This window comes from Streptomyces sp. Tek67B01 (assembly GCF_055231995.1).
In genome coordinates this window covers 206296-229603 of sequence record NZ_JBUYUY010000001.1, presented here as the reverse complement: position 1 = coordinate 229603, position 23308 = coordinate 206296, and the positions used below count along the sequence as shown (strand labels likewise).

20 protein-coding genes, 1 tRNA gene and 3 pseudogenes are annotated in these 23308 nt (G+C 69.6%); 12 read left to right on the top strand and 12 right to left on the bottom strand.

Going from position 1 to position 23308, the window contains the following annotated elements; genetic code table 11:
• The first annotated feature begins 148 nt into the window (after positions 1 to 148).
• The 3 genes and pseudogenes from ACV7NM_RS01160 to ACV7NM_RS01150 all read left to right on the top strand — a co-directional run.
• The gene (locus ACV7NM_RS01160; RefSeq protein ID WP_463408422.1) at positions 149 to 784 is read left to right on the top strand and encodes a VOC family protein; all 636 of its coding nucleotides are present in this window, start codon (positions 149 to 151) and stop codon (positions 782 to 784) included.
• Between the two features lie 42 nt (positions 785 to 826).
• Positions 827 to 1150: pseudogene (locus ACV7NM_RS01155) on the top strand (RNA polymerase subunit sigma-70); the annotation flags it as partial.
• Positions 1151 to 2449: 1299 nt separating this feature from the next.
• Positions 2450 to 2980: pseudogene (locus tag ACV7NM_RS01150) on the top strand (hypothetical protein); the annotation flags it as partial.
• A gap of 70 nt (positions 2981 to 3050) precedes the next feature.
• Here the strand turns inward: ACV7NM_RS01150 and ACV7NM_RS01145 are convergent.
• On the bottom strand, positions 3051 to 3761 hold the full coding sequence (locus ACV7NM_RS01145) for a hypothetical protein (protein WP_463408421.1): 711 nt from the start codon (positions 3759 to 3761) through the stop codon (positions 3051 to 3053).
• A 173-nt stretch (positions 3762 to 3934) separates the two neighbouring features.
• Complete coding sequence (locus ACV7NM_RS01140) at positions 3935 to 4354, bottom strand: MarR family winged helix-turn-helix transcriptional regulator (protein ID WP_463408420.1); 420 nt, start codon at positions 4352 to 4354, stop codon at positions 3935 to 3937.
• A 101-nt stretch (positions 4355 to 4455) separates the two neighbouring features.
• Between ACV7NM_RS01140 and ACV7NM_RS01135 the strand changes: the two genes are divergently transcribed.
• A complete protein-coding gene (locus ACV7NM_RS01135) occupies positions 4456 to 5214 on the top strand; it encodes an alpha/beta fold hydrolase (protein WP_463408419.1) in 759 nt (252 codons plus the stop codon).
• A gap of 318 nt (positions 5215 to 5532) precedes the next feature.
• Here ACV7NM_RS01135 and ACV7NM_RS01130 read toward each other — a convergent pair whose 3' ends face one another.
• From ACV7NM_RS01130 to ACV7NM_RS01110, 5 genes are all read right to left on the bottom strand, one after another.
• Positions 5533 to 6135, bottom strand: coding sequence for an Asp23/Gls24 family envelope stress response protein (locus tag ACV7NM_RS01130; RefSeq protein WP_463408418.1), 603 nt, complete (start codon positions 6133 to 6135; stop codon positions 5533 to 5535).
• 50 nt (positions 6136 to 6185) lie between these two features.
• Positions 6186 to 6596, bottom strand: a complete 411-nt coding sequence (locus ACV7NM_RS01125; protein ID WP_463408417.1) for a DUF6286 domain-containing protein — start codon at positions 6594 to 6596, stop codon at positions 6186 to 6188.
• Positions 6597 to 6868: 272 nt separating this feature from the next.
• Entirely contained in the window at positions 6869 to 7273 is a 405-nt protein-coding gene (locus tag ACV7NM_RS01120) for an Asp23/Gls24 family envelope stress response protein (protein WP_463408416.1), read from the bottom strand.
• Positions 7270 to 7449 carry a hypothetical protein gene (locus ACV7NM_RS01115; protein ID WP_463408415.1) on the bottom strand — a complete coding sequence of 60 codons (180 nt, stop codon included), beginning with the start codon at positions 7447 to 7449 and terminating at the stop codon, positions 7270 to 7272. The genes ACV7NM_RS01120 and ACV7NM_RS01115 overlap by 4 nt, the downstream gene beginning before the upstream one ends.
• 30 nt (positions 7450 to 7479) lie before the next feature.
• On the bottom strand, positions 7480 to 7962 hold the full coding sequence (locus tag ACV7NM_RS01110; protein WP_463408414.1) for an Asp23/Gls24 family envelope stress response protein: 483 nt from the start codon (positions 7960 to 7962) through the stop codon (positions 7480 to 7482).
• Between the two features lie 457 nt (positions 7963 to 8419).
• Between ACV7NM_RS01110 and ACV7NM_RS01105 the strand changes: the two genes are divergently transcribed.
• Both ACV7NM_RS01105 and ACV7NM_RS01100 read left to right on the top strand, forming a co-directional pair.
• On the top strand, positions 8420 to 8929 hold the full coding sequence (locus ACV7NM_RS01105) for an Asp23/Gls24 family envelope stress response protein (RefSeq protein WP_463408413.1): 510 nt from the start codon (positions 8420 to 8422) through the stop codon (positions 8927 to 8929).
• Between the two features lie 38 nt (positions 8930 to 8967).
• Positions 8968 to 9960: an NADP-dependent oxidoreductase gene (locus ACV7NM_RS01100; RefSeq protein ID WP_463408412.1), complete on the top strand. Its 993-nt coding sequence runs from the start codon at positions 8968 to 8970 to the stop codon at positions 9958 to 9960.
• A 469-nt stretch (positions 9961 to 10429) separates the two neighbouring features.
• Here ACV7NM_RS01100 and ACV7NM_RS01095 read toward each other — a convergent pair whose 3' ends face one another.
• Positions 10430 to 11749, bottom strand: a complete 1320-nt coding sequence (locus ACV7NM_RS01095) for an MFS transporter (protein WP_463408411.1) — start codon at positions 11747 to 11749, stop codon at positions 10430 to 10432.
• A gap of 416 nt (positions 11750 to 12165) precedes the next feature.
• Between ACV7NM_RS01095 and ACV7NM_RS01090 the strand changes: the two genes are divergently transcribed.
• The 4 genes from ACV7NM_RS01090 (at position 12166) to ACV7NM_RS01075 (ending at position 17046) form a co-directional block, all read left to right on the top strand.
• The gene (locus tag ACV7NM_RS01090; protein WP_463408410.1) at positions 12166 to 13107 is read left to right on the top strand and encodes a helix-turn-helix domain-containing protein; all 942 of its coding nucleotides are present in this window, start codon (positions 12166 to 12168) and stop codon (positions 13105 to 13107) included.
• A gap of 702 nt (positions 13108 to 13809) precedes the next feature.
• Positions 13810 to 14652, top strand: coding sequence for a hypothetical protein (locus ACV7NM_RS01085; RefSeq protein WP_463408409.1), 843 nt, complete (start codon positions 13810 to 13812; stop codon positions 14650 to 14652).
• A 150-nt stretch (positions 14653 to 14802) separates the two neighbouring features.
• Positions 14803 to 15621 (top strand): LysR substrate-binding domain-containing protein, encoded by an 819-nt coding sequence (locus tag ACV7NM_RS01080; RefSeq protein WP_463408408.1) that lies wholly within the window; start codon positions 14803 to 14805, stop codon positions 15619 to 15621.
• A gap of 384 nt (positions 15622 to 16005) precedes the next feature.
• A complete protein-coding gene (locus ACV7NM_RS01075; RefSeq protein WP_463408407.1) occupies positions 16006 to 17046 on the top strand; it encodes a vWA domain-containing protein in 1041 nt (346 codons plus the stop codon).
• A gap of 493 nt (positions 17047 to 17539) precedes the next feature.
• Here the strand turns inward: ACV7NM_RS01075 and ACV7NM_RS01070 are convergent, their stop codons facing one another.
• On the bottom strand, positions 17540 to 18058 hold the full coding sequence (locus ACV7NM_RS01070) for a hypothetical protein (protein ID WP_463408406.1): 519 nt from the start codon (positions 18056 to 18058) through the stop codon (positions 17540 to 17542).
• 205 nt (positions 18059 to 18263) lie between these two features.
• Positions 18264 to 18680, bottom strand: coding sequence for a 3'-5' exonuclease (locus tag ACV7NM_RS01065; RefSeq protein ID WP_463408405.1), 417 nt, complete (start codon positions 18678 to 18680; stop codon positions 18264 to 18266).
• 250 nt (positions 18681 to 18930) lie between these two features.
• Here ACV7NM_RS01065 and ACV7NM_RS01060 point away from each other — a divergent pair.
• A pseudogene (locus tag ACV7NM_RS01060) lies at positions 18931 to 19529 on the top strand (sensor histidine kinase); the annotation flags it as partial.
• Positions 19530 to 19797: 268 nt separating this feature from the next.
• Positions 19798 to 19980, top strand: coding sequence for a hypothetical protein (locus tag ACV7NM_RS01055; RefSeq protein WP_463408404.1), 183 nt, complete (start codon positions 19798 to 19800; stop codon positions 19978 to 19980).
• A 423-nt stretch (positions 19981 to 20403) separates the two neighbouring features.
• On the opposite strand, the gene ACV7NM_RS01050 is transcribed toward ACV7NM_RS01055, so the two are convergent.
• The gene (locus ACV7NM_RS01050) at positions 20404 to 20535 is read right to left on the bottom strand and encodes a hypothetical protein (protein WP_463408403.1); all 132 of its coding nucleotides are present in this window, start codon (positions 20533 to 20535) and stop codon (positions 20404 to 20406) included.
• Positions 20536 to 21242: 707 nt separating this feature from the next.
• Positions 21243 to 21316, bottom strand: a tRNA-Met gene (locus tag ACV7NM_RS01045).
• Positions 21317 to 23308: the final 1992 nt, after the last annotated feature.

Here is a 23308-nt window from a genome sequence, read left to right as displayed (position 1 = left end):
ATGCGGGGCTCAGCCCCGCTGCGGCAGCCCGCTGCCCCGCTGGGATGAAGTCGATCGTTCCGCTCCACGGCTGAATCCACGGGGGACGTGGCCGGGGTGGCGGGCGTGGCGTCGGGATTTGTGCGGGTTATCGGGTGATGATGCCGCAGTGCGACTTGATCACGTGTCCTATGCGGTGGCCCGCGACAGCTTCGTCTCGACCGTCCAGTGGCTCGGATCGGCCCTCGGCGCCGGGTTCATCGACGGGGGCGTGCACCCGCGATTCGGCACCCGCAATTTCATTCTCCCGCTGAGCGGCGGCACTTACGTCGAGGTCGTCACCACACTCGACCACCCCGCCGCCGACCGCGCACCCTTCAGCCAAGCGGTCGCGCGCCGCGCCGCCGAGGGCGGCGGCTGGCTCGGTTGGGTGGTCTCCGTCGACGACATCGCCCCGGTCGAGGCGCGCCTTGGCCGCACCTCGGCCGACGGCCACCGCGTCCGCCCCGACGGGTTCGACCTGCGGTGGAAGCAGATCGGCCTGCTGGAACTGCTGGAGGACCCGCAACTACCCTATTTCCTTCAGTGGCTGGTCCCCATCGAGGAACGCCCGAGCGCCGACCCGCGCACCTCGACCACCATCCACGGAGTCTCCATCGCCGGCGACGCCGCCTCCATCGCCGAATTCCTCGGCGAACCGGCCGATCACCCCCTCGACCAGATCGACGTCACCTGGGTCGAGGATGAGGAACCGGGCCTGGTCTCGGTCGAGTTCGCCACCGCCCACGGCCCGGTCACCATCTGACCACGGCCCGACTGCCCCGCCATATCGGCCGGCTGGACGTCCACGGACGGTGCCGGGCCGGCCAAGCGGCTGTTGCGGTACAAGACGCCCGAGCAGGTCGCCTCCCACGTGCGGGCCGGCTTCAAGCCGACGCCGGCGAAGCGGCGGCTGGCAGGCGGCGCACCCGCGTTCCATTTCGCACTGGTCAACGGCTCCCCGGCCGTCCTCGCCGTTGTCGACGACCGGCTGGTGGGTGCCATGGCGTTCGAGGTCCGTGACGGCAAGGTCGCGTCCCTGCACGGCATCGGTGCAGCGGTCCGGCTCGCGCGCCTCAACGAAGTCTGGCGGCGGCACGAACTCGACGCGCCGGCCATCGCCGCATGGTGACCAGGTCGGCTGACCAGGACTCCGCTCGTAGGTACAGCCCGGGCGGTCCCGCGTCGGCGGTCTGACCGACGCGCCGCCGCGCCGGCCGCCGGACCCCACTCCTCCTCAAGTGCGGCGGCGGCCGCGCGCAGAGGCTGCCCGTGGAGTCACGGACGCCGACCACATGGAGTTCGACTGCTGCTTTCGACGGGGGCGCCCGGTGACGGGCTTCGAGGATGAGCCGAAGCTCGGTAGTAGTCACATAGGCAGGCTGCTTGTCACCAGCTGGTGTGACTGATTGCCGATCAGGTTTGTCAAGGACGCCGGGAACGTGGTGCAAGCCGGGAAGCGGTTCCGGCGCTCGCCGCGGCGGCGGGTGAGATCCTGAACGGATGAACGAGACTCCGCAGCTGGAGAGACTGATTGGCTGCGAGAGCTGGCCGACGATGACGGGCTCACCGGCTTCATGCCGCCGGCACTGCCCGACGCAGCCTGGGTTCTCCACTCCATGTACGAATACGAACTCAAGCCCACCGACATGTCCTATGTCGCACATCAACGAGCCGTGCTGAATGGCGGCGGGCCCGAGATCATCCCGGGCCTCGACCCCGCGGACGTGTGCGGGGGGACGTCGGGGGAGCCCCGCGGCCCCCGATGGTATCGGCTGCGCTGGGCGGAGCTGTAGCGGCGGACCGGTGATCCTGTAGCGCCCGAGGGGCGGCTGCCCTGCTACTGCTCCTTCCCCTCGCTCCGGGAGCCCAACGGCCGGCCAGTGGGCATCGCCGGGCCGTCCGAGGGCAGCCTGGACCGGGACCGATTGGAACCGCCTGGTCGACATCCTCACCGAACACAGCCCGCAGGGTGCGGGGACCCGCTGCCTGGCCTACTACAACCCGCTGTTCCAGGGGGCTGAGGACTTCGACAACCTGCACGTTGGGGCCGGCACGCTCGCCGATGCCAAGGCTCTGTACGACCACCCGGAGGAGGGCGGTTGGACCCCCTCCAACCTGTGGGCCCAAGACCGGTCCTGGGTTCTCTGCACGGACTACGACCTCTGGGCCACCAAGGTGGCGGGGCCGGCCCCGCTCGTCGAGGCTCTCCTGAACGACACGGAACTTGAGGCCCTCCGACTCCCCTGGGCTCATTGATCGCGACCGCCCGGCCTGGGAAGACCAGGTGTGGCCAAGAGGTCCTATGAAGCGCACGGTCGCAAGGGCGGTATGCCGAGGTGAGATCGGGTTGGGGCGGCTCGGTGGTGAACGCGCGGTGGTCGCGGATGAGAGCCGATAGGACGTCGAGACGGCGGTGGGCCAAAGCGCCATATGGGTCTACCGGCCGGACGAGATGGCGGGACGTGGGGGCGCAGGCCAGTGGGTCGTGCACGACGCAGATAGCGGGGCGGTCCTTGTCCGCCGGGAACTGGAGACAGTCGGGCATGGCGCTGGCCACCACGTGCACCCAGTGAGGTGAAGTTCGTGACGTACCCGTGGTGGGACCGCTGCCTGATCGACCTGGCGTCGGACGGACAGCAGTTCATGACCGTCGACCACGGGCAGGCGGATGTCGCCTTCCACAGCCACCCCACCGGGTCGTGGAATGGAGCGGCGGCTACCTGACCCCAGACCTGGCCGTCGTCATACTGGGCGGTGAGGACCAGGACGAGGAGGAGTGGTTCCGTTACCACCTGATCGACGTGCGCACTGGCTCGCTCAGCGGCGAGATTTCCGTCGAGGTGAGCAACCCGTACGAACTGGTGCCCCTAGGCGATGGCTCGCCAACGGTCCCGACGGCACCCCCGTCCGCCGGTCGCACGCCCCGCTGCCCTCCGTACCGCCGTACCCGGGAGGTTGACGGGCGCTCACCTGCCTGGATCCTGTTCTCGAGCGTCCTGTCGCAGCCCAGCAAGCAGAGTCCCGCGAGGCTACTGCTGCTGGGTAGCAGGTCGCGCGTGAGTGAGTCCGCTCCACCGCTCCAGTTCGTCCGCGTGACTGCCGACCGTTGTTGCCCGGGCGACTTCTTCGGCTTCTTTCGGTGTCGGCTCACCATGGCGGAAGAGCAACGTCAGCGGCCAAGTCGGAGTACCCGAGTGCTCACTGTGGAAGGGGTGCCAGTCCCAGGCGGCATCGAACCGCCAAGCACGCCCGTTCCGGTCAGCAACCTCATCACCCAGTTCGAGGAAGGCGTACGGACGGAAGAACAGCTCGATGCGTATCGGTTCGCCGCCGGCCGGATCGATGGTGTAGCCCTGCTCCTCAAGGGAGGGATCGTACGTCTCACCTTGCTGCAGCACCTCGAGGTAGGACGCGGGCCGGGGCAGCATGCCGGTGACCATGGGCGGATCGAAGCGGTGGACCGCCTGGACGTGCACCACGGTCGCGGGAATACCCACCAGGCAGGTATCGCCCGGCTTCAGTGCGGTCTCCGCCGGTTCCGTTCGGAAGATCTCCCCCTCACGGGCCGCGGGTGTTGGAAGCGCCCTCTGGCCGTTCCACCTGATGTGCTCAGCCTGCGGGTCCACTTCGAGCCACGGGCACCGCACGGACACGTGGTAGCGCGTGACCCCGGTGACGGCTGTTTCCGTGAACGGGCATTCCAACAACAACACGTCACCGGGTCTGTAGTCGTGACTCATGAACGCATTGTGCCGTCACTGAGGTGGTCGATTTGCCCGGGGCCTGGTCCGCGCGGGGCCGGTCGTCACCCAGCCCATACTGCGGAGCGGATGAGATGTCCGAACCATGGCACTCTTAACACGATCTTGCCGTTACGGGTGCCGAGCGGGAGCCGGCTTCGCGGGGCCGGTCCTCATCCCTCCCCGGCCGCGAGTACCTGCTCCAGCAGCGCGCCGAGCTGGTCGAGTTGGGCCTGTTCGAGGGGGGCGAGTGAGCGCTTCACCTCGGCGGCGACCCGGCGATCGCCCTCCTGTCGGACCTCTTCGCCGTGCGGGGTGAGGGCGTGCCGGATCGCCCGTCCGGGGCCAGGAACACGTTCGATGAGGCCCCGGGCCGCCATCCGGGCGGCCAGGGTGCCGAAGGCCTGGTCGGTCTGGAAGGTGAGCTGAGCCAGGTCGTGCAGCGAGGCGCCCGGGTGAGCGTGCAGGTGGCGGAGGGTGTCCCACTGCGCCAGGGAGACGCCGAGCGGGGCGAGTGCGGCGGTCAGCGCGCGGTGGTGGCGGTTCTGGAGGCGCTTCACCGCGAGCGCGACCTGCTGAGGGGTCCAAGTCACGGATTCAGGCTAGCGCAAACCCAGGCTGGTGATCTAAGGTTGCTTATATAAACATGTTGATGAAGGCTGCGGTCGGCCGCAGCCACCCCAGGGGAGACTCCATGAACGCCACCACCACCGTCCCGTTCACCCTCGAGGAGATCGGTTCCGGCCGTCCCGTCCTGCTGCTGCACGGCGGCGCCGGGCCCGCCTCCATGCGACCGTTCGCCGCACTACTGGCAGAGCGTCACTCCGCCCGGGTACTGCTCCCCACCCATCCCGGCTTCGACGACACCCCGCGCCCCGCCGCCTTGGACGACATCCGAGCGCTGGCCGCCGCGTACACCGCGCTGCTGACAACGCGCGCGCTGACAGGGATCACCGTGGTGGGCAACTCGATCGGCGGCTGGATCGCCGCCGAGATGGGCCTGCTGGACGAGGGGCGGATCGTCGCCTCCGTCATCCTCAACGGCGTAGGGATCACCGTGCCGAGCCACCCGCTCGCCGACTTCTTCGCGCTCCGCCCCGACGAGGTGGCCGAGCTCTCCTTCCATGACCCGGCCCGTTCCCCGCTCGCCGCGGCAGACCGGTTCACGGAGGCCCAGCGCGCCATGATGGCCGCCAACCGCGAGACGCTGTCGGCGTACGCGGGCCGGGAGATGACCGACCCGACGCTGGCCGGTCGGCTCGCGGCGACCCGTGTACCCACGCTTGTCGCGTGGGGCGCCGCCGACCGCATCGCCCCGCTGGGCTACGGCCAGGCGTACGCAGCCGCCATCCCCGGCGCCGTCTTCCGGCCGCTCTCCGACACGGGACACCTCCCGCAGTTGGAGACGCCGGAGGCGGTGCTCGAAGCCGTCGCGGAGTTCACCACGCCCTGAGAAGTCCCACGGTGCCGATTCCGTCCGACCGCGATGGTTGATCGGCGGCTACGCCCGCACCCTGGGCGCCGGCTGTTCCTGGTCGGTGTGGCTGCCTTCACCGAGAACCCGCTGTGCGCGGTCGACGAACATCGCGACGCTGATGGCTTCCGTCGCTGCACGGCGCCGCCTTGGATATGCGGCTGCCCAGGGCCTCGCCTGCTGCGCGAGAACTACTCCGGCCCCGAAGTCCCGCCGAGTCCCGCGGTCTTCGGCCCCGGCCTCGGCCTGCATGCCGGCACGGCAAGCGGTGCCTTCGGGAGCCGCGCCGCATGAGCCCTATACGGCGCGTTGGGCCTTGTGCGGCACGACCCGTAGCCTCGCCTCTGCCTGCAGGGCCCGGCCGGTGGACCGGCGGGCGCGGGCCAGCGGTCCGTTGCACAGTGCCTGCAGGATCGAGCCGGGATCGGTGTCGCGGGTGAGGGCGAGGTCGAAGTGTGCTTCGGGACGGCGGGACGAGCCGGTCATCCGCGCACGCGCCTGTTGGACGCCGGGCAGGTGCCGGGCGTCGGCTGTCAGTGCGTCGCCGAGGGCGCCCTCGCGCAGTTCCACTCCGTCCAGGGCCGGGTCCGCGCCGACGGGAATGGCGCTGGGACGCGTTCGGCGCAGTTGCGACAGCAGCCACCACAGGGCGAGCAGGGTGACGATGACCAGGAAGGCGATGACCGACGGCCACCACCATCCCTCGTTCACCCAGCGCGTGCGGTCGGCCGCCTTGAGCAGGACACCGTGCGGAGCGGACAGGGGCCAGCCGTCGGGCGGCGTCACGTCCGTGCGCCGGTAGAGGTCGAAGCTGCCTGTCAGTATCAGAAGGCCGGTGCCGAGCAGGACGATGCCTGCCAACGCCAGCAGGACTCGGTTGATCGCGGACTTCCTCTTCATGGGATTCCATCCCTGTCTCTCGCTCCGTGGCAGGCATGCGCAGATGCGCGCTACTTGCGGCGTGAACGCACCTTCACGGCGAGCCGGGTGCGACGTGCGAGGGCCAGCCGGTCGACTTCCGCCGGCAGGGCGGCCAAGAGATCGGCCTTTACGTCGGCGGGGTCCCGGTACCGCACGTCCGCGCGCATCCCGACGCGCTTGTGGTGGATCCGGACCCTGACGGCACTGACACCGGGGACGTGCATCGCGGCATCCCGAAGCAGGACCTCTGCGGATTCGCGGTCCAGCACGGCGTGCGTCCGCGCGTCGGGGGTCTTCAAGGGCAGCTTGTGGCGCAGACCGTGGGTGAGTGCCATGACGAGCATCCAGAGACCGAGGAGGGCCACGACGGCGGCACCGACCCGTATCCAGACGTCATCCAGTGGTCGATTGGCCAGTTCGTAGGCAAGGCGTGTCGCCAAGCCGCGGCGGTCCGGCCGGCGCGGACCTTGATGACGTCGAACAGGAGGGTGGCTGCCGCGGCCCCGATCAGCAGGGCCGTGAGCGCGGCGGGTATCCGGCGGGCGGACCAGGGGCGGGGCGTGGGCCAGTTCTCGGCCGGAGGCCGGGGGGCCGGTTGCTCCACGGTGCGGGCGGTGACCTCGTCGGTAGCGGCGGGCTGCCCCGTCGCCGTCGCCGATTCTTTGTCGCGTTCCATAGCCGACTCTCCTTCCCCCGGGCAATGCGGTCCGGTTCACTGCACGCGCCGGTGTTCGCGGTCGTCGGCGGCCACCAGGTGTTCGATGGCCAGGGTGACTTCTGTGACGCGCATACCGGTGAGGTGCGCCACCCGCTCGCTGATGTAGTCCTGCACTTGGCGGGAGGTGGTGCCGAGATCCGTCGGGTACGGCAGGTCCACGGTCAGCCTGAGTCGTGCGGAGCCGCTGCGTACTGTCGCGGAGGCGTGCGGAGTGGCCAGGTCCGCGTGGGCGGCCGAGGTGCCCGAGTGCGTGGCCAGCGCCTCCTTCGCGGCGCGGGCCGCGATGCGGGCCACCACCTTCTCCGGGATGACCGTGGCGCCACGCTCCGCCGGCGGCAGTACCGCCGGCCGGGTGGGGGCCGCCGCCCCGGCGTGGGCGGGGTCGGACTGCGTGGTCACTGCCGGCCCCGGGAGCGGGTGAAGTCGGACAGTTCGAGGTCACCCTGCAGCATGCGGCCGACGATCAGGCCCAGTAGGCCGAGGAACGCCACGAGCAGGAACGCCCAGAATCCGCCGAAATAGGCGGCGTAGCCCAAGGCCATACCGGCAAACAGGCCCACGGTTGCTGCGTTCATCTCACTCACCTGAACTTTCGGCCGAGGGGGTCACCGCACGCGACCGGCGGTTTCCTCGTCGTTCTCTTCATCGGGCAGGTGGACGTCGTCGACGGCGATGTTCACCTCGACGACTTCAAGGCCGGTCATGCGTTCCACAGCCGTGATGACACTTGCACGGACATCGGCTGCGATGTCCACGATGGCGACGCCGTACTCCACGACGACGTCGAGATCGACGGCGGCCTGTCGCTCGCCTACCTCGACCTTCACGCCGCGGCTCACGCTGGGACGGCCGCCTGGAACCTTGTCCGTGACCGCCCCGAGCGTGCGGGACATGCCGGAGCCGAGGCTGTGGATGCCCGGCACCTCGCGCGTGGCCATACCCGCGATCTTTTCGACCACGCTGTCGGCGATGGTCGTCCGGCCCCGCGTCTCGGGCGCGGTGTCAGCACCGGCCTGCCCCGTCAGTGCGCTGTCGGCCGGGCGCGAGGTGCCCGCGGTCCCGCCCGCGGGGTCGATGGTGTCCGACATGGGAACCTCCCCAGTGGTGTCCATCCGGGCGCCGATTGGACGCCTCACCCTTTTGACGCATGCCGCGGACATTCCTCACGCCGCTCGTACGAGGCAGACCGCATATCATCGAAGAGTGCGTACGCATGCCGCGACGACCGTCTTCGGCAGAAAGCGAGCGGCGGATGCGCAACCGGACCAGCCTTTCCCCCTCACGTGCCGACGCTCTCCCACCGCAGCCGGCGTCACCGAGAACCGACGACGTTTCCCCAGGCCAGACCGCTGTGGGCGACTTGCGTGACACCGTACTAGCGGCGCGGGCGGGCGAGGCGATGCGCCCATGGCGCTAGACGACCCGCATCCGACCCCGGCCGACCCACACGAAGGCGCACCTTCGCGCACCGGCGTCGTGCTCCTTGCCGGCGCTCAGTTCCTACCCTGCGGACGCTCCCTGAGCCGCACCTGGGAACAGGTCCGCATGCCCGGCGGCCCAGCAGACCCGCACAGCAGCCGCTGTCCCTACTGCCGTGAAGCAATCGAGGGACTGACAGCCCTGGACCGCGCCACTCGCTCCCTGCGCGCCGAGGAACAACCCGGCGGGCGCAATCTGACCAACCGGGTCATCAACGCGGTCCGCGCCGAGATGAGGCTTGGCACCGCGCTCCTGTTCAATGACCTCCGCCGCAATCCGCGCACCGCCGAGAGCGCCGCCGAGAGAGAGCTGCACCGGGCGGCCGACACCGTTCCCGGCGCCCGTACCGCCGGCTGTCGACTCACCACCTCCAAAGGTGGCCACGCCGGCCACGTCGTCGCCGTCACCGTCGCGGCCATGCTCGACAAACCACTGCCGGAACGAGCCGAAGCAGTACGCCAAGCCGTCCTGCACGCCGCCGAGCACATCCTCGGCCTCACCGTCACCACCGTCGACGTGGAAATCAACGCCGTACTGGAGCCCTGCCGACAGCCCGCGGCGAACGGGCCGAGCTGAGCGAGCGGCGACCGTCGTGAACGCCGGAAAGGAGCGCCATGCACGCCTTCGCGATCGACTCCTTCGGTCAGACCCCCACCCTGAGGGACCTGCCGGTGCCCGAGCCGGGTCCGGGAGAGGTGCAGATCGAGGTCCGTGCCGCATCGGTTAACCCGATCGACTGGAAGCTGGCGGGAGGAGCCTTCGCCGGCCAGGGCGCGGAGTTCCCGTTCCCGCTCACCCTCGGCTTCGATGTCGCTGGCCGCGTGAGTGCCGTCGGTGAGGGGGCGGGGTTCGAGGTGGGACAGGAGGTGTTCGGAATGCGCCGTCCCGGCACGGCGGCCGCGCACCCGTACGGTTCCTTCGCCCAGTACATGACCGCATCGCCCGACATCGCCGCCCTCGCCGTCCGCCCCGAGGGGCTGGACCCGGTCGCGGCAGCGGCGCTTCCGATGACCGGGGGGACCGCCCTTGCCCTTATCCGCTGGTTCGGCCTGCGGGAAGGCGAGACGCTCCTGCTGGTGGGTGCGACCGGCGGGGTCGGCTCGTACGCGACGCAGTTGGCCGCCGCCCGCGGCGTCCACGTGATCGCGGTCGCCGCGGGCGAGGACCGCGACTACGCCCGACAGCTCGGCGCGGCAGAGGTCGTCGACTACCACACCACGGACGTCGCCGACGCGGTACGTTCCACGCATCCCGAAGGCATTGACGCCGTGCTGGACCTGGTCGAAAGCCGCGAGGTGGTGGCCGGGAGGATCGCCCAACTGCTGCGCGAGGGCGGGCGTCTCGCCAGCACCGTCTTCGCCGCCGACCCCGACGCACTCGCCGAGGCGGGCGTACGCGCCGTCAACTTCAACTACCGGGCCACGGACGAGGACATGGCCGAAGTGGCCCGGCTCGCCTCCACCGGAGCCCTGCGCGTAGCGGAGACGACCACCTACCCGCTGACTGCCATGGACCAGGCCTATGCTACCTCCACTGGCGGACACGTGCGCGGAAAGCTCGTCATCGAAGCGCGCACCGCTCCCAGCCGGTCGCCGCGCATCCCCTGATCGCCGGCGCGGTGCTTCCGACCGGTTCCGCCCGGGAGGCCGGATGCGGGACGGAGGTCGCCGATGGGGGCAAGCTCGCGTTCCGCACGTTGGCACGCCGCGGAGCCCCGTGTGACCGCGACGTGGTTGGGCGCACCGTCGGTGTCGACGCCGACCCGGCCGAGGCGAAACTCTGACGGACACCGTCCGAGCCGTCGCCGCACCCCACGCCCGCCGGCGGGGCCATGGGGCCGTCCATCACCCTCGCGCTGCCCGCCGGAGGCGCATCACCAGCAGGTCGGCCTGTTGCTGACACGTCCTCGGAACAACCGGGCACGAGCTCTCGCCGGCACGGTGCTCCTGACGGCCCGGCGGCGGTGTTGCGACGCCCCCACCCCCAGGCGGTTGACGGTTGCAGGGGGCGGGGCAACGAGGTCGCTTCGTGCAACCGTGGCTCCGCAGGTGGCCTGAGAGATCCGGACGAGGGAGTTCAGCGACGGGGGAGGAGGAGGCGGGACAGAGCGGCGGTGGTGACGAGGAGGACTGCGACGGTGAGGAGGCCGATGCGCATGCCCGGGAGGGAGAACCCTTCGCCGGGTGCGGAGAGCAGACCCCCGAAGAGGGCGACCGCGAGCGCGCCGCCGGTCTGACGGAACGAGTTGAGCAGCCCGGACGCGGTCCCCGCGCGTTCTCCCGGGACGGCGTCCATCAACAGTGCGGTCAACGCGGGCACCGTGAGCGCTCCGCCGACGCTCAGCGGCACCAGCAGGACCAGTACCAGCCACACAGGGGTGTGGGCGCCCAGCGGGAGCATGGCCAGCATCGCCACGGTGAAGATCAACTGGCCGGCGACGATCACCGGCCGGCGCCCGGTTCGCTCCGCCAGCCGCGGCGACACCAGGTTGGTCGCCGTCACCACCGCGGACATCGGGACGAACATCAGCCCGGCCTCGATGCCCGACATCCCGCGCAGCTGCTGGTAGTACAGCCCCAGCAGGAAGATCCCGCCGTAGAAGGCGGCATTGACGGCGAAACCGACCGCGAGCGGGACGCCCACCCTGCGGTCCCTCAGCATCCCCAGCGGGACCATGGGCTGATGATGCCGGGCCTCCACCATGCGGAAGGCGCACCCCGAGGCGACGGCGACCGCGGCTGCGGCAAGCACGGGTCCGCTGGTCCAGCCCAGGTGGCCGCCCTCGATCACCGCGAAGGCCAACCCGGCCAGGGCCAGCACGGCGGTGAGCTGGCCGCCGCCGTCCACCGCGGCGGGCCGACGCGCGGAGCGGGGCAACCGGACCAGAAGGCCCAGGATCACCGCGCCCACCGGGAGATTGAGCAGGAAGACCGCCCGCCAGCCGGCCGACTCGGTGAGCAGACCGCCCAACACAGGACCCGCGGCCATGGCCACCGAGCCACCGACGGTCCACAACGCGATGGCGCGGGCACGCTCCCGGGCGTCCTCGTACGCCTGCCGGACCAGAGCCAGCGAGGCGGGCATCACGACCGCGGCGGCGGCGCCCTGCGCCACGCGCGCGCCGATCAGCACGCCGATGCCCGGCGCCAGCGCACAGCCGAAGGACGCGAGGGTGAACAGGGCCACGCCCCAGGCGTAGGCGCGGCGGGCGCCGGCCCGGTCGGCGAGGGCGCCGGCGGACAGCATCAGGGCCGCGAACATGAGGGTGTACGCGTCGACCACCCACTGCAGTCCGGTCATCCCGCCCCTGAGGGACGTGCCGATCGCGGGCAGGGCGATGTTCACGGCAGAGACGTCGATGGTGATCACCGTGAAGCCGAGTAGCGAAGCGACCAACGCGACGCCGCTGCGTCGCGGGGCGGTGGGCGCGTCGGCGGGTGGCGCCGCCGGTCGGGACGGGTGGTGCGGGCGCCGCCTGAGCGTGGACGCCGATGACCGCCGACCGTGGTCCCGGACGGGCGCGGTGGACGGGGGCGTGGGAAGGACGGGACCGGACCGCATGGCGAACTCCGCTGTGACTCGATGACTTGACGGCAGGGAAGACTTTGGGGAAAGGGCGGACGGCGTCGGCCTGCCGGGGCCGCGGTCCTGTGCCTTGCACTCCCTGGGCCCCGGCGGCCGGGCCGCCCGCTGCGGTGCCAACTCTCCGCCCTCGCCCGGGTACCTGGCAGACCGGGTTGTTCCCGGGGTGCGGCGTTCCAGGTCCTGACAGGACCCCCCACCTCCCCGGTCCACCTGCCACAATGGGTCGAATGGCAGCAGCAGACGTGCGGGGCACCGAACTCGGCAGATATCTGAAGGCACGCAGGGCACAGATTCGTCCGGAGGACGTCGGCCTCCCAGTCGGTGCGGGACTGCGCCGTACCCCCGGTCTCCGCAGGGAAGAACTGGCCGCGCTGGCCGGGGTGAGCGTCGACTACTACATCCGCCTCGAGCGCGGCCGGGAGACCAACCCTTCTCCCACCGTCGTGGACGCCCTCGGCCGCGCCCTGCGCCTGCGCGGGGACGCGTACGAGCGCCTCCACGAGCTCGTGGAGCTGGCCTCCGGCCGGATCGGTGAACTGCCCGCCTCCTCCGATCACACCGTCCGTGCCTCGGTGCTGCGGATGCTGGAGTCGCTGCGTCCGCTCCCCGCCTACGTGGTGAGCCGCTACAACCGCATTCTGGCGGGGAACGCGCCCGGCCGGCGACTGCTGCCCGGACTCTGGGACTGGCCGCAGGAACAGCGCAACCTGACCCGCTACCTCTTCCTCCACCCGGTCGGCCGGACGCTCTACGAGCCGTGGGAGGAGACGGTCGCACTCTCGGTGGCGCACCTGCGGGCGGTGGCCGGAGCCGATCCGGACGACCCCGAGCTGACCGCGCTGGTCGGTGAACTGGTTCTGAAGTCAACGGACTTCGCGCGCCTCTGGGAGCGGTACGATGTCTGCGAACGCGGCGGCGGGCAGAAGTCCTTCCGGCATCCGAAGGTCGGCCCGATGACCCTGACCTACGAGGTCATGCAACTGGCCAGGACGGGTGGTCAGCGCATGGTGGTCTACCAGGCGGCCCCCGGCACCCCGGACGAGACGGCCATGTTCCGTCTTGACTCAGCGGATACGCGATCGGAGCCGGCCCCCGTGAAGCAGGCAGAGCCGGCCGCCGAGGCGTGCCTCGACAGCGTTCTTCCCGCGGCCCGCGCTTCCGTCAACTGACCTGGCCGCCACCGCCACCGCCACCGCTCGCCTCCGGAGGAGACATCGGCCCTCTACGAGGGGCGTCGGAGGGCAGGACGGGTCGGCGCGGCATTGCGAGGAGCCGCTCGTCGGCGTCGTCGGCCTCCACCGGGTGCGGTCACCGCGAAGGTGTGGGGTAGTCGGTTGCTGCCCTGCCCTCCGGGCTGGCCGTGCTTGGGTTGCGATGTCGGTTCGCCGCTCCACCGTTCCCTGAGGCCCCTCGCCACCGCCCAACCGGACCCGCGCTGCCCGAAGGCAGCAGCCGTAATGCTGTTCCGGCCACGAGCTCTGCGTTCGGTGCCCACGGCAGCGGCGGCGGCCGTACTCAGCCGTCGAGCGTCGGCGTCCTGCGCGCCGGATCGGGGCACTCGGGTGGTCAGGGCGTGGCCCCTGTCCTGGGCGGCCGGGGCGGCCGCCGGAGGCGAGGCAGAGTCCGAGGCCGAATTCGCCGTGCCGGGCTCCGGCAAGCCGTCGGCTACGGTGACGCCCCTGCACGAATGGCGCGGCTCGCGCACCTTCGCCGGACACCAGGCCGCTGTCCTTGGTTACCCGACGAGTTGGCCCGCCGCCGCGCCGGCGGTAGCGGCCACCAGGGGGGAGAGGCCCAGAAGGCGGAGCCTCACGGCGGGCCGGTTCGTTTCACTGACCGGCGGGCACCGCACGCCGGACTAGGCTCGGGCCGTGGGACAGACCGAGCAGCGCGCCGAAGGCGCAGGACCCTTCACCACCCGGCTGACGTGGCACCGCCCCGGAGGGGAAACGGTGGTGTGGGACTCGCGCCTCGCGCGCAGGCGCGGGGTGCTGTCGGTACGGGGCCCGGGGGATGCGGCCCGCACGTCCCGTCGTGCCGGCGCCGAGGCCCTCGGCCGCCTCCGCAGGCTCAACGGCATCGCCTCGGGAGCGTTCGTCATCGGCGGTTCTCTCTTCGCCCTGGGTGCGGCCGTGGACCAGTTCGGTTCGGCGGACGCGCTGGAGAGCGCCTCGATCTACTTCGTGGGCGGCCTGTTCTTCAACACCGGCGGCTACACCTCGCTGTTGCAGGTGCTGAACGCGCCCCGCCACACGCCGGGCGGAGGTCCACTGGCCACCGCTCGTTGGAGGTGGTGGGGATACGAGCCGATGCGCTCGGACTGGCTCAGCACGTTCGTCCTGTTCGTCGGGACGCTCGTCTTCGGAGTCAACCTGCTCAACTCCTTCCTCCAGGGACTGACCGTCCAACAGACCAACCGGCTGATCTGGACCCCCGACGTGGTCGGGTGCCTGCTCTTCCTGTTGTCGGGGCATCTCGCGTTCCTGGAGATCTGCCATCGCCGCCGGCCCTGCGTCCGCTCGCGCAGCCTCGGCTGGTGGGTCGTCGCGGTGAACCAGCTCGGGTCGGTCCTCTTCATGGTCTCGGCGCTGGCCGCATTCACCCGTCCCGCCACCGGAAGCCTGGTCAACGCCGACATCGCCAACCTGGGGACGCTCACCGGCGCCCTGTGCTTCTCGATCGGCGGCGTGCTCCAAGCCTTCGAAAGACCGTAGCGGGCGACCGGCCCTCACGGACGTGTTCGTGGCGGCCGCAGCGGCTATGACGGGAGCCGTTGCGGCGGCCGTTGTGCTGATCCGTGACCCGGTGACTCCCGGCATTCCCCGCTGGCCACCCTCGAACCCCGCCGGTACGGTCCCTTCTCCGTGCCCTCCGCCGGGAGCTGGGCCCGTATCCGTCCCTCGCAGACGCCGGAGCTCTTCCGTGGGCATGCGCGAGGCGTCCGTGCGCATCGCGGTGCGCGGTCCCGCCAGTTGCGCGGGCGGACCGCCCATGGAGCCGTCCCTCTCTGTGGCTCCTTGGAGGAGCGGCTCTTCGACTGGCTCCGCCCTGACGGCGCGCACGTCGGACTGCACCGGCGGCCACGGGATGAGCATCGAGACCGTCGCCGACGACGCGCCCGTCCCGGGGCTCCTCGCCGCCTGGTCGACGTCGCGCTCGTCGCCAACCCCGAGGTACAGATGAACCGGGTGTCGTTGACCTGGCTCTTCGACGACGAGATGCCGGCCGTGGTGCCCAACGGCCACCCTTGGGCCGGGCGCCGGCACCTGACCGCCCGCGACTTCGACGGGGCCGACCTCGTCCTCTACGACTCCTACGATCAAAAGCGCATCCCGTCGTTGCCACTGCCGATCCCCGCCGGCGCCCGACCCGGCCGGATCATCACGATGGCCGCGGCGACCGACCTGGTCATCGAGATGGTGGCGGGCGGCCAAGGCGTGACGGTTCTGCCCAACTGGGTGGCCGCCCCGTACGTGGCCTCACACGGCCTCGCCCTGGTGCAGTTCGACGCGAAGCCGCTGACCCGCACCTGGTTCTACGCCACCCGGACCGGTGAACTCCCACCTCACTTGGCGGTGTTCGTCGAGGAGTTCGTGGGCCGCATCGAATCCCCCGGGCGGGCGGGCGGGCGGGCCGGTGAGGTGCGGGAGCGGCAGTGTGCGTTCGAGGCCACTCCGTCTTGAAGTCGGCTTCCCGGGCGGGTCCCGCGACTGGCGAGTCGGCCCAGGGGCGGGGGCGAGCCTGTGCGGCGGCGCCGGTCCCTGGTCGAGGTCGTTTACCCATCGGGCCGGGTGGTCTGGGGGGCGTCGGCGGAACGCCGGTCGTCGTGGCCGGATCCCCGGTTGGATACCGCGTTCAGGGTCACGCCGCCCATGCTCTGACCGACCGACGCCCGGGGCCATTGCCGCGGGCGCGCCCACCACGGCGCGGACCTGCTCGGTGAGAGCGGCTGACATCAACGGAGGGGCCATGGCCGTGCGGACCCCCATGTGCCGTCCGGATCGATTGTCAGTGGTGGCTGCGAGGATCGGATTACCGAATCGGAGAACGCAAACGGGGGGTTCGCCATGTCCGGCAACCAGAACTACATCAATCATGTCGCGCTCGTCCTGGACGCCAGCTCGTCCATGTCTCACCTGAGTCGCAAGGTCGTCGAAGTCGCTGACCAGCAGATTGCCTACCTAGCCCGCCGCTCACAGGAGCTTGACCAAGAAACCCGCGTCACTGTGTACGTGTTCTCGAGCCAGGTGGAGTGCGTCGTCTACGACAAGGACGTGCTGCGCATGCCGTCCCTTCAGGAGGTCTACCGGACCGGCGGTATGACCGCTCTGGTGTCCGCCACGCTGAAGTCGCAGCATGAGCTGGCACAGACCGCCCAACTCTACGGCGACCACAGCTTCCTGACCTTCGTCCTGACCGACGGCCAGGAGAACGCGAGTCACCGCTGCCCGGATGCCCCCTTCAAGAACCCCCGGGACCTGGTACAGGCCGTCGCCTCGATGATCGAGACACAGGCGGAGAACTGGACGCTCGCGGTCCTGGTCCCAGACCAGATGGGTAAGCGCGAAGCCATGCAGTACGGCTTCCCCAAGGACAACATCGCCATCTGGGACGCCACGAGCACCCAGGGCCTGCAGGAAGCCGGGCAGGTGATCAAGGATGCGACCGAGAAGTTCATGGTGGGCCGGACCCAGGGAATCCGGGGATCGCGGGCCGTCTTCCGTGCGGGTGGGGACGCGGTGAACAGCGACACCATCAAGGCGGCCGGTCTCCAGGCGGTGGATCCGTCCCAATACCAGCTCGTCCCTGTCGAACGCGACGCGGCAATTCGGGAACGGGTCGTCGAATCCGGCCACGGCTACCGCACTGGCTGCGCTTTCTATCAGTTGAGCAAGTCGGAGAAGATCCAGGCACGGAAGCAGGTCGCGGTGCTGGAGAAGAAGTCGGACAAGCTCTACACGGGGCCGGAGGCACGCGCCCTGCTCGGGCTTCCGGACGCGGAGGTGCGCGTCAAGCCGGATCACAACGACGACTTCACGATCTTCGTGCAGAGCACGAGCGTGAACAGGAAGCTGGTGCCAAACACCCGCCTTCTGATCATGACCTGATGCGTCGAACGCCATGGTGCGGTGCGCGGGTGAATTGCGGGACATGCCAGGGCGCGGCTACGCAGGCATGCCCGCAGCGCCCCAGCTCGGGGCTCGGACCAGGGGGTGCGAGGACGTGCAGGCGACCTTGGTGAATGCGCAGGCGCGTCGCCTTGCTCCGCTCGGAGTCGGTGGCGCAGGTCGGCGCCGACACCACCGTGGACCGGGACGGGCTTTCCCCCTGTGGGCCGGGCCGGATCCCGCGTCGGGTAACCGCAGCCTGCTCGTCCGTGTATCTGGCGGGCCATCCGCTTCGTTTTGGTGCTGATTCCCCGAGGACGCCTCGCACACCGGGCAGAGCGCGGGCTCCTCCGGAGTCCACGCCCGCACCATGACCGCATACGGAGATCAAAGTTGCGAATCCCAGGCGGTGCATACCGAAACAGCGAAAAGCCCTGGCCAAAGGATGGCCGGGGCTTTTCGCTGCGTGAGAGGAAAAGTGATGGCACTCGGCTCAGCACATCGTGACAGTGGCTGTCGCATCCGCGATGTTCACGGATTCGTACCCCTGCCTGGGGGCACCCCAGCTGTCGCGAAGCGTCGCTTGGACTCCTGTGGTGATGAAGGTGTACTCGCCCTGACCCTGACAGTAGAAGCGGAACGGAGCTGCGGTGACCACCCCGTTCACTGAGGAACCGACGGAGAACGGGCCGGACATTACGACTTCCTGCCCCTTGCGGATCTCGAAGTCTCCTGAGACCGTGCACGCGCTTGCATTCCAGCCGATGGTCTGGCCGGCGTAGCACCTGATGTCGATCTCGCCGTGTGCCCCACCGTAGTCGCCGATACAGATCCTCCAATCAGCCGCCGTCCAGTTATTCGGACTGCGGTTGTCGGTCTTCGCGCTGCACCCCTCTGCCGCGAGACGGGCATTGGCTTGTGCTGGGACGGCACTGCTTGCCAGTGCGAAGAGACCTGTCAGCGGAATGCTGCACGCAACGGCCAGGAGCCGTCTTCCTCCGAGAAGAGTCATGTCCTCATGGTTACCGCCTGACATTGCCCTCGATGAGGGTTATGCCTTAAATCGCCTAAAAGAGTGGAAGTCCCGCTTGCACGCCTGATCCATGGCGCGTACTGCCTCGATCGAAAACCGGCCTCGCCCGACCATGCACTGACGACGTGGCCAATACGTCACCGGTTCGACAGGCCCGGATGAACCCGGGCCCGGTCAGCTACCGCTATGGCCGTACCACCCGCGAGTTTGGCTCCGAGCCACCTTCGGACAACCCGAACCCACGGCCTTTTGCCATCTCCTCAAGTCGTTCAAGTAACGCGAGGCAGTCCACGGCCGCGCGGTGCCCACCGCCGAGCCGCATCCACCTGTTCGAGCCGAGCCATGAGGCGTATGCCTCCATAAGGCAGAACCAGGCGTCGTAGGCCTCCAGGTGCAGGGGCTTCTTCTCGGCCCGCCGGATGTCGCCCAAAATCACGGACCGGTCCAACTCGGAGTTGTAGGCACAGATGATCCGGTCCTTGGTGACCTTCCGCAGACGGGGGAGGACCTTCTCGAAGGGCCTCGCGTTCGCCACGTCCTCGTCGGAGATGCCGTGAACGTGCCGGGCGCCCTCGGTGATCGGCGCCGGCGGCCTCACCATGACACCTCTTTCCTCGCGATAGCCGAGGGAAGAGGTCTCCTTCGATTCTGGGGGCCGGCGGCGGTGCGCGGGTGTTGACCGGGCCCACGTATACGACCCGTTGTGGCGCGAGCCCCTGCAGCACCGTGCCGTCCTTCCGGGATCCTCGCTGCCCAGGTCGCAGGGCTGTCTGGTGACTGCTTGTGGCATCCGAGTGCTGCTGTGTGCCGGCGGGAATGCAGGGTCGGCGAAACGGTTCACTACAGTGCCTAACGCCGAACTGCTGGCCCAAGGCGACCGGTTGACGCAGGAGCAGCGGGAGCGGGCCTCGCTTGCGCTGGGACGACAGCTGCGGCAAGTGACAGGCTTGGTCATGACCTCATCGAGCTGGCCCGGGACGAGGAACCCCAGCCGCTGGTCGAACAGGTACGGCTGGGCGCACTGGTGGAGCACTGCGCGCAGGTGGCGCGGGAGCACTGGCCATGCGTACCGTTCATGGTGCACACCGTCGAGGCGGTCGTACCGGGGGTGCCGGCGAGGCTCAGCCGACTGGTGGCCAACCTGCTGGACAACGCCGCGAAGTACAGCCCACCGGGCGCTCCGGTGGAGGTGGAGCTGACGGTTCAAGGCGGTCGTGCGGAGGTGACGGTACGGGATCACGGGCCGGGCATCGCCCAGAAGGATCTGCCGTACGTCTTCGACCGGTTCTACCGGGCGGGCGCGGCGCGGGCCCTGCCGGGATCGGGACTCGGCCTGGCGATGGCACGGCAGATCGCACTGGCCCACGCGGCCGAACTGGCGGTGGAGGCCGCGCCCGGGGGCGGCGCCCTGTTCCGGCTGACCTTCGCGGGGCCGACCCGGGGCCAATGACCGTCCGTCACGGAACCCGCACCGGGGGGTTGGAGCAGCACGAGTCCACGTTCGTTCGCGAGCTCCTGCCGGCTTACGTCGAGGCGGAGTCCGGTCGCATTGGCTGCGGCCGGGGAAGGTCACGCTGCCCTCCGACTGATCCCCTGAATCGGCGGACCCCGGCGGACCCCGGCGGACCCCGGCGGCTCCCGAGGCTGCCAGGACGCGCATGTCCGCCCTGCGTCGGGGCACCCGCTCGACAAGGTCTTCGACGCTGGAGGTGCTGAACATGACGAGCGCTAGGGTGGTCGCGCATTTCCCCGCCGGCGGGCCGCGAGGCAGCTGGCCCGCCGAGGAAGCCGCGGCCGAGCGGTGCGCACGCGGTGAAGCGGCGCGGGTGGTGATGGACCTGGAACGGGACGCTTTCCTGGTCGTGGTCGGCGAGCGGCCCGCAGCCACCGCCGGGGTCTGAATCCCCGGGTACCGGACTCTATGGGGCCTGCGTCGTGGACTGCATGAGGATCAGCAGGGTGTCCACGAGGTGCCTGTCCGCAGCGAACCCGCCCCGCCTTCCGGTGGTACCGGGGCCCGACCGGCGAGCCCTGCGGCTGGGGGAGACCCGCAGGGGGAGTGGCCCCTGACACGACGGCCGGCGGGACGGCTCGTCTGCCTGGTGCAACTTGTTCTGGGCGTGCATCCGGACGGTTCAAGATCGTTGGCAGCTGCCGTGACTGAGGGTAGCGGTTAGCGGCATCGCTGCCTGTCGGTCGAATTCCCGCGGCCTGCGCATGACGGTGACGGGTGGGGGCCGGCCGTTCTTCGCGCCGGTTGCTGTCTGGTATCGGGGCGAGGGAAGAAGCGCGTGGTCGGCGCGACCAGAGGGTGAGTACGGCGGTCAGGCCAGTGCGGTCATGTGGTCAGGGTGGTGGGTGGCGACATCGTGGGCGGCTTGGACGAAGGTGGCGACGGCTTTGGATCGCGAGGTATCCGGCCAGGCGACCACGACCGCGCTGGGGCTGAGGATCATGCCGCGCCGTCTCCGCCCGGCCCGCCGGGGTGTGTTCGACCCCCGCCGTGGCCCCATTGGCTTCTTGCGCGACGCCCATCCCACGGGCCGTACTGGTAGTTGGTGGGCGCACAAGCCAAGTCGGGCACGAGGTGGTCATTCATCTCACGGAATCAGCGTCAAGGGCTGGGCCGCGAGTCAGCCGGCGGTTTGCGTCGCGGTTTTATGCTCGTCGTGCTCGCGCAGCATGTGCATGACGGTGGCGGGTGAGGGGTGCTGGACCTTCTTCGTGCCGGTGGTGATGACGAGGCGTTTGCCATGTCGCGCAGGCTCATCTCCTGCTCGCGCACGTTGAGGGCCATGGACAGCATCGACTCGTCGGTGACGCCCGCGCCAGCGATCGTCCTGCCACGCTTGCGAGCGGACTCGTGGCCCTCCAGGGTGCGGTCGCGGATGTACTCGCGCTCCATGCCGACCATCGCGGCCGGCGCCGTGAACACGATCCCGGAAGGGTCGTGCGAGCCCAACCGGGCGCCAAGCCCTACTCGGTCTGGCCGAAGACTGCCCGGCGACCACCGTCGTCTACGGCCGCCTGACCCGCAGGCGCAGGCGCAGGCGCAGGCGCCCGCACCGCCGCCCCACTCGCGCCCCTCATCCATGTACACGCATGGCGGGTAAACGCAACCGGCCTCCTCGACGCGTGTGCGTCGAGGAGGCCGGTCTTCTCGTAGCGGGGACAGGATTTGAACCTGCGACCTCTGGGTTATGAGCCCAGCGAGCTACCGAGCTGCTCCACCCCGCGTCGGTGATCCCTACCCTACGGGACGCGGCAGGTGCCTGTGACCAGCCGTTGGGCCGGGAGCATAAGGGCTGGCCAAAGCCGGCGTCTTTCCTCGGGGCTGGGCGGGTTGGAACGGGGAGCTGGCCGCGAGCAACGGATATCGCTACCACCACCCTTTGATCGGTGGGCTCCTGCAGAACGCCGATCCTCCGCCTCTATTCGGTGTCAGTGGCTGGCGGCAGACTGCGCGCATGAATGGTTTCCACGCATCTGGTCCTGGTGGGCCTGTTGAGCCGAGGCGGGCGGACATGCCCCCGACGGCCCTGCTCCTCGGCGGTGTGATCCCCGCCTGACGGGCGATCTCGACGCGGCTCGGTGCATTCGTCGGGCAGACGGGGGCGCACTCTCCTTGCCGGCCTGGCAGTGAGCGACGGGTTGTGGTGCTGCGAAGCAAGAGCACGTGAAGCGGCGCGGGCTCGCAGTGATTGCCTGCGAGGCACGCAGACCGTGGCAGGATGACGGCATGGTGATCCGAAAGGCCGATGCCGCGTAGGCGTCCGAGGGGGCTGCGCGCGGAGCGTTGGCGGCCCAGACGAGGGATCCCGGTTCGCCGGATCCGCGGTGTGTCTGCTGTCACTCGCGTAGCGATCCGGAAGTCGGAGGAGGGGCATCTGTGGCCGGGGGCTGTGGCCGCTGCCCTGACGGAGTGTCGGCGGTATCTGGGGCAACCAGGGCGTGTTCTGCCAGATCCGGTGATGGGCTGCGACTGCTGTGACCCTCTGGTCGCGCGAGACCGGCTGGAGGACGTGCTGCTGTGGCTCCCCCGTGGTGCTCGGGCAGACCTCGGCAGGCTCGTCGCCAGGTTGGACATGGAGTTCGACCGCAGGGCCGTGTCCCTGAGCTCTCGCCTCATGCCGGCAACCCCGTTCAGTGCGGATATTGGCGCCGGCGTTTCATGGAGAACTGAGGATCGGATGGTTCACCGCTCAGCGCTCAGCCGCGGTCTGCTGCTCGGCGCATCCAGGTAGGCCCGCAGTATCTCGTCGGTCAAGGGGCTTGTACGGATCCAGCCGCGTCGGCTGCGGCGGAAGCTTCTTCCGCGGCTCCGGCCAGGCCGACGTCAACGCCTTCTGCACCGTCAGGAATCTCGGCACCGGGGTCGCCTCGTGCCCTTCCCCCGGTGGGGCACAGGCACCCCATAACTCCTGCCGGGTCAGCCCGGCAGGCCCCGTGGTAGCCCGAGGTCCGCTCCGCCGAGGCGGTGCCCGGGCGGCCGGCGGAACTTCTCGCGGACCTCGGTATACCAGGAGCCGGCATCGTCGTCGTGTCCGGTCACCGCCTGCCCCTGTTGTGTTCGAGTGCGTCTACCTCACTTTCGAACAGGCAGAAATCTGTGCCGGCCGGAGTAGACATTGGACGCTTCGGTGGTTATGGTTTCTCTCGTAGCCGAGATCAGAAGGGCCCGGCAGAGATGAACTGCCGGGCAGCAGTACACGCAGTACCAGTAGTTGCAGTTCGCAGGACGGTGCGGTGGTGGAGTGTCGAAGCCAGAGCAGTCGTATGACGGCGACGGGACTGACGACCGGACCGGGTGGCCCGCGGTGATCAGGGGCCGCCATGAGCAGTACCAGCAGTGAAGTATGTGAGTGGTACCTCGGTGAAGGCGTCGGGCTGCGGGCGCGCGCACCGGGAGGTTCGGCAGTGGGGTTCTAAGCCAGAGCGGACGCAGGATGGGCGACGGGGCTGGCTGCCGAAGAGGTGGCGCTGTGTGAGGCCACCGGCAGTACGCAACACCAGCAGTACAAGCAGTTCGCAGTACAGCAGTAAGAGCAGTAAGAGCAGTAAGAGCAGTATCCGCACCACCAGTAGTACGGCAGTACCCGCGTTACAGCAGTTCGCAGTATCGGCAGTATGCAGTTCCCGTTTTGGTAAGTGAGTGATTCAGAGGGAAAGAACGGAGGAGCCAGGCGCCATCAGGATCGCCCGGACGGAAGCATTGAGTTCGGGTACCGC

Coding starts and splice junctions, on each gene's coding strand:
- ACV7NM_RS01145 (WP_463408421.1), bottom strand. CDS start 3,761: ATGAGTCACGACTACAGACCCGGTGACGTGTTGTTGTTGGAATGCCCG.
- ACV7NM_RS01135 (WP_463408419.1), top strand. CDS start 4,456: ATGAACGCCACCACCACCGTCCCGTTCACCCTCGAGGAGATCGGTTCC.
- ACV7NM_RS01130 (WP_463408418.1), bottom strand. CDS start 6,135: ATGAAGAGGAAGTCCGCGATCAACCGAGTCCTGCTGGCGTTGGCAGGC.
- ACV7NM_RS01115 (WP_463408415.1), bottom strand. CDS start 7,449: ATGAACGCAGCAACCGTGGGCCTGTTTGCCGGTATGGCCTTGGGCTAC.
- ACV7NM_RS01110 (WP_463408414.1), bottom strand. CDS start 7,962: ATGTCGGACACCATCGACCCCGCGGGCGGGACCGCGGGCACCTCGCGC.
- ACV7NM_RS01105 (WP_463408413.1), top strand. CDS start 8,420: ATGCCCGGCGGCCCAGCAGACCCGCACAGCAGCCGCTGTCCCTACTGC.
- ACV7NM_RS01100 (WP_463408412.1), top strand. CDS start 8,968: ATGCACGCCTTCGCGATCGACTCCTTCGGTCAGACCCCCACCCTGAGG.
- ACV7NM_RS01090 (WP_463408410.1), top strand. CDS start 12,166: ATGGCAGCAGCAGACGTGCGGGGCACCGAACTCGGCAGATATCTGAAG.
- ACV7NM_RS01075 (WP_463408407.1), top strand. CDS start 16,006: ATGTCCGGCAACCAGAACTACATCAATCATGTCGCGCTCGTCCTGGAC.
- ACV7NM_RS01070 (WP_463408406.1), bottom strand. CDS start 18,058: ATGACTCTTCTCGGAGGAAGACGGCTCCTGGCCGTTGCGTGCAGCATT.
- ACV7NM_RS01065 (WP_463408405.1), bottom strand. CDS start 18,680: ATGGTGAGGCCGCCGGCGCCGATCACCGAGGGCGCCCGGCACGTTCAC.
- ACV7NM_RS01055 (WP_463408404.1), top strand. CDS start 19,798: ATGACGAGCGCTAGGGTGGTCGCGCATTTCCCCGCCGGCGGGCCGCGA.
- ACV7NM_RS01050 (WP_463408403.1), bottom strand. CDS start 20,535: ATGATCCTCAGCCCCAGCGCGGTCGTGGTCGCCTGGCCGGATACCTCG.